Source organism: Kitasatospora sp. MBT63, assembly GCF_000710465.2.
In the GTDB taxonomy this organism is placed as follows: domain Bacteria; phylum Actinomycetota; class Actinomycetes; order Streptomycetales; family Streptomycetaceae; genus Kitasatospora.
Genome location: NZ_JAIZ01000678.1, coordinates 1 through 7,964 on the forward strand (window position 1 = coordinate 1; position 7,964 = coordinate 7,964).

The following is a 7,964-nucleotide window of genomic DNA, read 5'->3' on the forward strand; positions in this document are numbered from 1 at the left end:
CGGGCCGGCGGCATGACGACGGCGGCGGCGGCGGGCGGGGTACCGGACGCAACCTCGGCGAACCGGGTGACGGCGGAGACCGGGTCGACGGTGCCGTAGCCGTACCTCGGGTCGGCGCTGCGGTAGGCGGTGCCCTCCAGGCGCTGGGTCAACCGGTCGACGGTGAGGTCGGGGCGGTAGCCGAGGACGAGGGCCGCCGTGGCGGCGACGAAGGCGGTGGCGAAACTGGAGCCGGTACCGATGTAGTAGCCGCCCGGGCCGGGCCCGGGTCCGGTGACGGCTTCGCCGGGGGCGGCGAGGTCGACGCGGCCCCCGACGGCCGTGGACGAAGCGCCGGGGAGGGCGCCGCCGGGCGCGAGACCGCGGACGGCGAGGACCTCGGGATACGCCGCCGGGTAGGCGGGTGCGGGCTCGGCGGTGCCGGACGGGGCGGCGTCGGGGGCCGCCGGGGCGACGATCAGCGCGCCCTTGTCCCGGGCGGCCCGGACGGCAGCGGCCAGCGCGTCGTTGCCGGCGGGCAGTGCCACGGCGACCGCGAGGACCCGCGCGCCCCGGTCGACGGCTGCGGTGATCCCCCGGGCGAGGAGGTCCGGCGAGGAGGCCCCCGTCCCGTCGGTGACCGAGACCGCGAGGATCCTGGCCCGCGGCGCGAGGCCCGCGAATCCCGTTCCCTCCCGCCGGTCGGCGGCGATCAGGTCGGCCAGGAAGGTGCCGTGGCCGACGCAGTCCTGCGCGGGATCGGCGCCGCCGGGCAGCGGGGCGCGGTCGAGGCGGCCGGCGAGCAGGCCGTTCCCGTCCTCGACCCCGGAGCCGAGGACGGCGACGGTGACGCCCTCGCCCTGGCTGAGCGGCCACACCCGGTCGGGCCGCAGGAAGGCCTGCGACCACGGGGTGAGCTGAGTGCCCCTGGTGGACCGCGGCAGGCATCCGTTCTGCCCGTCCTCGGCGTCGCGCCGCTGCTGGGTGACGCCGGGCAGGGCGTCCGCGGTGTCGGCGGCCGCACCGGCCGCGGCCGGCAGCAGCAGGCCGACGGCCAGGAGCAGCACCGTGCCGCGCGCCGCGGTCCGCCTCCCCGAGTGGGGGGCTGCTCCGGTCGGGCGGGACGAGCCGGGCCCGCGCTGCTCCGCGCGGACCGTCGGCGCCGGACGCGGCATGCCGGGGTTCCCTTCGTCGGGGGTCGGGAGGTGCAGGTGGCCAGGTCGCCGCCGGCGGGGGATGCGGGTGGGCTTGGCGGGCGGGGCGGCCGGTGGCTCCGGCCGTTTCAGGACCCGACGGTCCAGACCGCTTCCCGGGGCTCCTCCTGCGGAGCCAGCACGAACGCGACCGCCTGCTCGACGGTCTCCGGGGAGGGCTCCGCCCACGGGCCGTCGCCCTGCGCACGGACGTGCGCGAGCAGGTCCGGGTCCGGCGCCAGCCCGTACTCCTGGAGGTAGTACGTCACCGTGTCGGTCCAGATCCACCGGCCGTCGGTGCGGAAGCCCATCGGCACGACGGCCCGGCGGCCCGGGTCGACCACGTCGTCCATGAGCATCGTGGTCAGCAGCACCGGCGCCCCTGCCCGCAGGTAGCGGGCCACCGCCTCGCGCCCTTCGACCTCCTCGAGCCGCGGCCGGTCGGGCGCGAAACCGGGACCGGTCGCCGGGTCCACGCTGTCGAACACCGCCGCGAGCCGGAACCCGTCGTGCACTTCCCCGCTCATGCCGTCCTCCTCCTGCCGATCCCTGGTCCGTACACCCAGTCCGACGGGCGAACGGGGCCTCGGGGTTCATCGCACCGGGAGCGGCTGCCGCGCGCCGCGGGCGAGCAGGTAGCGGGCGGGGTCGGACGGCCCGATCCGGCCGGACGGGGGTACGGCGTCACAGCGCGCCAGCCGTTCCTCCAGGCGGCCGAGGTCCGGGCGGACCCCGCCGGCCTCGTGCAGCAGGACCCGGGGCGGGGGTCCCGGTCCCGGGTCGGACGGCCGCACGTCGAGCACCTCGAAGCCGGCGCCCGGCAGGAGGACGACGGCCGGCGGCTCGCCCGGGGCGCCGAAGACGGAGCTGCGGCGGCCGGTCAGCGACCAGTTGACGAACTCGACGCCGGCGCCCGGGCCGAGTGCGGCGTCCGGGACCGCCGGGCCGGCCACCGGCGCCCGCTCGACCAGGACCCTCCCGGGGACGTACGCGCCCGGGTCGCACCCCTCGACGGGCCCCGTAACCAGCACGCCGCCGTAATGGCTCGGCAGCTGGCGCAGTCCGGCGGCCAGGCAGCGCAGGTACGGGCGGTGCACCCCGGGGGCTCCGGAGCGGGCCGCCGCCAGGAGTTCGGCGCGCGGGGCCAGCGGGGTGCAGTCCTCGTGCCGGAGGAGCACGGCCACCGGTTCGGGCGACGGGTCGACGGTCTCTGCACGGAAGCGGAGGCTCGGCAGGCGGGACGCGGGCGGGCCCGGTCACTCCTCGCCCTCCTCCTCCACCGCCAGGTGTCCGGTCTGCACCTGGACGGTCCGCCGCCGGGTGATGTAGTGCCCGCGCCCGGCGGCGAGCTGCCGGGGTTTGAAGTTGCCGAACAGGTAGCCCTCCGACGGCGGGCAGGACATCAGCAGCGCGGGCGAGTTGACCTCCTGGAGCTTGCGCAGCAGGGGGTCCGAGAGCGCCCGGCCGATGCCGTTGGCCCCCCGTACGACGACCAGGTGCAGGCCGATCTCGGCGCCCTGGGAGAGGTACTCCAGCAGGGCGGCGAAGGGGTGGTTGCCGCTGCCGGAGCCCACCAGGTCGTAGTCGTCGACCAGGACGAACAGTTCCGGGCCGGTCCACCAGTCGCGCAGCCTGAGCCGGGCGGGGGTGATGTCGGCCGGCGGGACGCGGTTCTTCATCGCCCGGGACGCGCCGTCGACGATCTGGCGGAGCTTGTCGACGGCGACCGCGTAGCCGAGCCGGTACTCCTCTGGCACCGCGTCGTAGAGGCCGCGCCGGTAGTCGACCAGCATGATGCGGGCCTCGGAGGGCGTGTAGGCGGCGGTGATGGAGTCGATCATCAGGCGCAGCAGGTTGGTCTTGCCCGATTCGGTGTCGCCGACGACCAGGAGGTGCGGGTTCTCCTCGAAGTCGTGCCAGAGCGGGGAGAGCTCGGTGTCCTCCAGGCCGATGGCGACCCGCAGACGCCCCTGGGGCGCCGGGAGGAGTCCGGCGTCCAGGCTCAGCGGGAGCATCCGCACCTCGGGGGCGCGGGGGCCGCTCCAGTGCGCGGCGACCGCGTCGACCAGGTCGGCGATGCCTTCGCCGAGGTCGTCGGTCCGCCCCGAGCCGTCGATCCTGGGCAGTGCGGCGAGGAAGTGCAGCTGCTCCTCGGTGAGGCCGCGGCCGGGGAGTTTGGGGACCTTGGTGGCGGCCCGCATGTTGATCATGGAGTCGACGGCGTCACCGAGGCGCAGCTCGAACCGGGTCTGCAACTGGTCGCGCAGGCCTCCGGCGATCTCGCCCCAGCGGGTGGTGCCGACGACCAGGTGGACCCCGTAGTTGAGGCCGCGCTGGGACATCAGGGTGAGCGGCTGGACCAGGTCGTTGAACTCCTGGCGCAGGGTGTTCCAGCCGTCGATGACCAGGAAGACGTCGCCGTGCTGCTCCTCCTCGGGCAGGCCGCCCGCCGCCCGGCGGCGGCGGAAGTCGGAGACCGAGTCGATGCCGAGTTCGGCGAAGTACCGCTCCCGGCGGGCGATGACCGTGTTGACCTCGGCGACGGTGCGCAGCACCCGCTCGCCGTCGTGCCGTCCGGTGACGCCCCCCACGTGCGGCAGGCCGCGCAGGGAGGAGAGCGTGCCGCCGCCGAAGTCGAGGCAGTAGAACTGGACTTCGGCCGGGGTGTGGGTGAGGGCCAGGCCGGCGATCAGGCTGCGCAGCAGCGTGCTCTTGCCGCTCTGCGGGGCGCCGGCGACCCCGACGTGACCGCCGGCGCCGGCCAGGTCCGCGGTGAGCAGGTCGCGCAGCTGCTGGAAGGGGCGGTCGACCACGCCCAGCGGCAGCCGGAGGGTGCCGTGGCTGCCCGGGTACGCGGTGGTGAGTCCGCGCCCGGGGTTCGGGACGAGCGGGGGCAGAAGTTCGTCGAGGGTGGGCGGGACGTCCAGCGGCGGCAGCCAGACCCGGTGGGCGGGCGGGCCGGCGTCGTGCAGTCGGCCGCTGGCGACCTCCAGGAGCGAGCCGACGGGGCCCTGCTCCTCCGGCGGTTCGACCGGGGCGCTCTGCGGCCGGCGGGGCATCACGTAGTCGGTGCCGTAGGCGACCACCTGGCCGGCGATCGCGGCCTGCCGGGCCGCGCTGCGCTTGGGCCGGTACGGGCCGGAGACGTAGGCGGCCTTGAACCGGGTCAGGGTGGAGATGTCGCTGCGCAGGAAGCCGTTGCCGGGCTGGGAGGGCAGCTGGTAGGCGTCGGGGACGCCGAGGACGCCGCGGCTCTCCATGGCGGAGAAGGTGCGCAGGCCGATCCGGTAGGACAGATGGGACTCCAGCGCGCTCATCCGTCCCTCGTCCAGACGCTGCGAGGCGAGCAGCAGGTGGACGCCGAGGGAGCGGCCGAGTCGGCCGATCATGATGAAGAGCTCCATGAAGTCCCGGTGCGCGGACAGCAGTTCGCTGAACTCGTCGACGACCACGAAGAGCGTGGGCAGTGGCCGCAGCTCGGTGCCGGCGGCCCGCGCGGTCTCGTACTCCAGCAGCGAGGCGTAGCCGGCGTCGCGCAACAGCTCTTGGCGCCGGACGAGTTCGCCGTGCAGCGCGTCGCGCATCCGGTCGACCAGGGAGGACTCGTCCGCCAGGTTGGTGATCACCGCGGAGGTGTGCGGCAGGGTGTCCAGGCCGAGGAAGGTGGCGCCGCCCTTGAAGTCGACCAGGACGAAGTTGAGCACCTCGGAGGAGTGGGTGACGGCCAGCGCGAGCACCAGGGTGCGCAGCAGTTCCGACTTGCCGGAGCCGGTGGCGCCGATCAGCATGCCGTGCGGGCCCATGCCCCCCTGGGCGGACTCCTTGAGGTCGAGGTCGACGGGGCGTCCGTCGGGGCCGAGCCCCAGCGGCACGCGCAGCCGCTGCGCGATGCCGCGCTGCGCCCAGAGCGCCTCGACGTCCACGGTGTTGAGGTCGGCGATGCCGAGCAGGGCGGTGAGGTCGAAGTCGGTGGCGAGCGGTTCGGCGGCGTCGACGCCGTCGGCGATCCGGTAGCGGGCGAGCCGGGCCGCGAGCCTGGTGGCGGCGGGCAGGGCGAGGGCGTCGGGCCGGCCGAGGTCGGTGACGACGTCCTTGCGGTTGCTGTCCGACCCGACCATGGCGAGCCGGCCGTCCTCGATCCGCAGGCGCAGGGTGGTCCGGGCCGGGGACCAGTCCAGGGTGTCGGCCAGGTCGACCAGGACGGCGTTGCGGTACCCGGCGAGGGCCGCCCGGCTCCCGGTGTGCGCGCCGGGACCGTCGAGGACCACGACGGTGAAGGGTTCGTCGCGTTCGGGCGTGGCGTCCGGTTCGAACCCGGGCCGGCCGGTGAACTCCTCGCCGAGCAGCTGCTCGACCTCGCCGAGGCTGCCCGCGACCAGCCGGACCGGCCCGGCGCCGTCCGTGTCGGTCGCGTGCAGGGCGTGCGGCAGCCACTTGGTCCACTCCCAGTCCGCCCGCTGCTCGGCGGCGGTGACGACTGCGACGGTCAGCTCGTCCGGGCCGTGCACCACGGCGAGTTGGGCGAGCACGGCGCGCACCATGGCCCGGGCGGCCGCCGGGTCGTCGGAGCGCAGCAGCACCTGGGCGAAGCCTCGCAGGTGGATGGCCATCGGCTGGTCGTCGACGGTGCCGTAGGCGTGGATGAAGCGGCGCAGCGCGTGGGCGCACAGCGGCTCCAGGTCCTCGACCGGCTTGGTGGCGAGCGGGGCCAGCGGGGTTGCCAGGCGCTGCGCGCCGAGGCCGATCCGGACGTCGCTGAAGTCCGGGTGGGTGGGCCGGCGCTCCCACAGCCGGCTGGTGCCCACCAGCGTCCACAGGTCCTCGGGGGCCGGGTGGCGCCAGGCGAGCGCCCGGCGCTGCGCGTCGATCGAGCGGCGCACCTGGCGGCGCATCTGGGAGAGGTAGCGCAGGTAGTCGCGCCGCTCGGCGCGCAGTTGCTGCTTTCGGTCGCTGGAGCCCCGGATCAGCTGGGTGAGGAGCATGCCGACGGCGGAGAGCGCCATCATGCCCATCGCGAGGTAGCTGAGTGCGCCGCCGCCCTGGCTGCCGCCGGGGTGCAGGAACATGAAGACCATCGACAGCGAGCCGAGCGCCATCGGGGCCATGCTGATCATGCTCGACAGGCCGCTCTGCTTCTCCGGCAGGCCCGGCGGCTCCTGCAGCTGGACCTCGCCGTCGGGCATCGCCGGCCCCGGCCGCCGGGGCTTCCGCTTGATCAGCACCACACCCACCCGGGCCTCCTCACCGCCGTCGCCGTCTCCCGGACTGACGGACGGCGGGGGGCGCCGGGTTCATCCGGGGTGAACACCCCGCGCCCGACCGGCCGTTCTCCGGAGCGGAGACCGAGTGCGCCCGAGTGCGGGGCGCACCCACCGAGCCGGAGGACAGGCATGAGCAACAGTGTCGTCGCAGGACTGTGCCGACTGAGGTTTCACGCACCGGGTACGGCCTTCGAACTGGCGGTCCCCGCCGACGTTCCGCTGGCCGACCTGCTGCCCGCCGTCCTCGGCCATGCCGGGCCCGACCTCGCCGAGGACGGGCTGGAGCACGGCGGCTGGGTGCTGCAGCGGCTGGGCGAGGAACCGCTGGACGAGGAGCGCAGCGCCGAGGCCCTCGGCCTGCACGACGGCGAGTCCCTCTACCTGAGGGAGCGCCACGAGGCCCTGCCGCCGGTGCACTTCGACGACCTGGTGGACGGTGTGGCCACAGGTGTGCGCGGGCGGGGCGACACCTGGCACCCGGCCGCGACCCGGATCGTGGCGCTGGCCCTGGCACTGACCGCGTTCGCGGCCGGCTGGGTGCCGCTGGCCGTGTCCGGCCCGGGCGCCCCGCGCACGGCGGCCGCGGCGCTGGTGGCGCTGCTGCTGCTGTTCGGCGCGGCCGGCGCATCACGGGCGATGGCCGACGCGGGCACCGGCGCCGCGCTGGGCGCGGCGGCCGTGCCGTACCTGGCCCTGGCCGCGTTCCTGGTCCCGCAGGGGCCGAGCGGCGACGACCTGCTGGGGGCGCGGGTGCTGGCGGCGTCCTCGGCCGCGGCCGGTGCCGCGGTCCTGGCGTTGGCGGCGGTCGGCGCAGCGGCGCCGCTGTTCCTCGGGGTGGTCCTCACCGCCCTGCTCGGCATGGTGGCGGGGGCCATGCTGCTGGTCGGGCCACCGCCGTCCGCCGTGGTGGCGGTGCTGGCCGTGGCGGCGGTGCTGGCGGGCGCGTTCGTACCGTCGACGGCCTTCCGGCTGTCCGGGCTGCGGCTGCCGATGCTGCCGCGCAACGCCGAGGAGCTGCAGGAGAACATCGACCCGGTGCCGGCCTCCGCCGTCCTTCCCCGCGCGCTGGTGGCGGACGACTATCTGATGGCCTTCCACACCGCGATCGGCGCGGTCTGCGCGGCCTGCCTGGCGGTCCTGCCCTTCATCGACGGCTGGGCCGGGCCCGCCGAGACCGCCGCCCTGAGCCTGCTGCTGGTGCTGCACGCGCGGGCCGTCGGCAGCATCCGCCAGCGGCTGGTCGTCCTGCTGCCGGGCGTGTTCGGCATCCTGCTCCTGCTCGCCGCCGCCGTGGCCACCGTGTCGGCGACCGGGCGCCTGGCCCTGGCGGGCGCGCTGCCGGCCGCGGGAGCCGCGCTCCTGGTGGTCGGCTGGACGGTGCCCGGCCGACGGCTGCTCCCGTACTGGGGGCGAGCCGCCGACATCCTGCACACCCTGTGCGCCCTCGCCCTGCTGCCGCTGGCGCTCCAGGCCTGCGGCGTCTACCGGACCCTGCGCGGCCTGGGCGGCTGACCGCCGCCACGCCGGGCCC

General features: G+C 75.7%; 5 protein-coding genes. 1 reads left to right on the top strand and 4 read right to left on the bottom strand.

All coding sequences use genetic code 11. From position 1 onward, the window contains the following. The 4 genes from AA75_RS35675 to AA75_RS35690 form a co-directional block, all read right to left on the bottom strand. A partial coding sequence (locus tag AA75_RS35675) for a S8 family serine peptidase (RefSeq protein ID WP_149038574.1) occupies window positions 1-1,154 on the bottom strand: 1,154 nt, incomplete at its 3' end. Window positions 1,155-1,261: 107 nt separating this feature from the next. Further along, a complete protein-coding gene (locus AA75_RS35680; RefSeq protein ID WP_033824544.1) occupies window positions 1,262-1,699 on the bottom strand; it encodes a hypothetical protein in 438 nt (145 codons plus the stop codon). Between the two features lie 66 nt (window positions 1,700-1,765). Beyond that, window positions 1,766-2,356: a hypothetical protein gene (locus AA75_RS35685; RefSeq protein WP_033824545.1), complete on the bottom strand. Its 591-nt coding sequence runs from the start codon at window positions 2,354-2,356 to the stop codon at window positions 1,766-1,768. A 72-nt stretch (window positions 2,357-2,428) separates the two neighbouring features. Then, a complete protein-coding gene (locus AA75_RS35690; RefSeq protein WP_033824558.1) occupies window positions 2,429-6,355 on the bottom strand; it encodes a type VII secretion protein EccC in 3,927 nt (1,308 codons plus the stop codon). Between the two features lie 207 nt (window positions 6,356-6,562). On the opposite strand from AA75_RS35690, the gene eccD reads away from it, so the two are divergent. Beyond that, complete coding sequence (gene eccD, locus AA75_RS35695; protein ID WP_033824546.1) at window positions 6,563-7,945, top strand: type VII secretion integral membrane protein EccD; 1,383 nt, start codon at window positions 6,563-6,565, stop codon at window positions 7,943-7,945. Window positions 7,946-7,964 lie beyond the last annotated feature (19 nt).

Excerpts from the sequence above, each read along its gene's own strand:
- eccD (WP_033824546.1), top strand. The coding sequence starts at position 6,563 with ATGAGCAACAGTGTCGTCGCAGGACTGTGCCGACTGAGGTTTCACGCA.
- AA75_RS35680 (WP_033824544.1), bottom strand. The coding sequence starts at position 1,699 with ATGAGCGGGGAAGTGCACGACGGGTTCCGGCTCGCGGCGGTGTTCGAC.
- AA75_RS35690 (WP_033824558.1), bottom strand. The coding sequence starts at position 6,355 with ATGCCCGACGGCGAGGTCCAGCTGCAGGAGCCGCCGGGCCTGCCGGAG.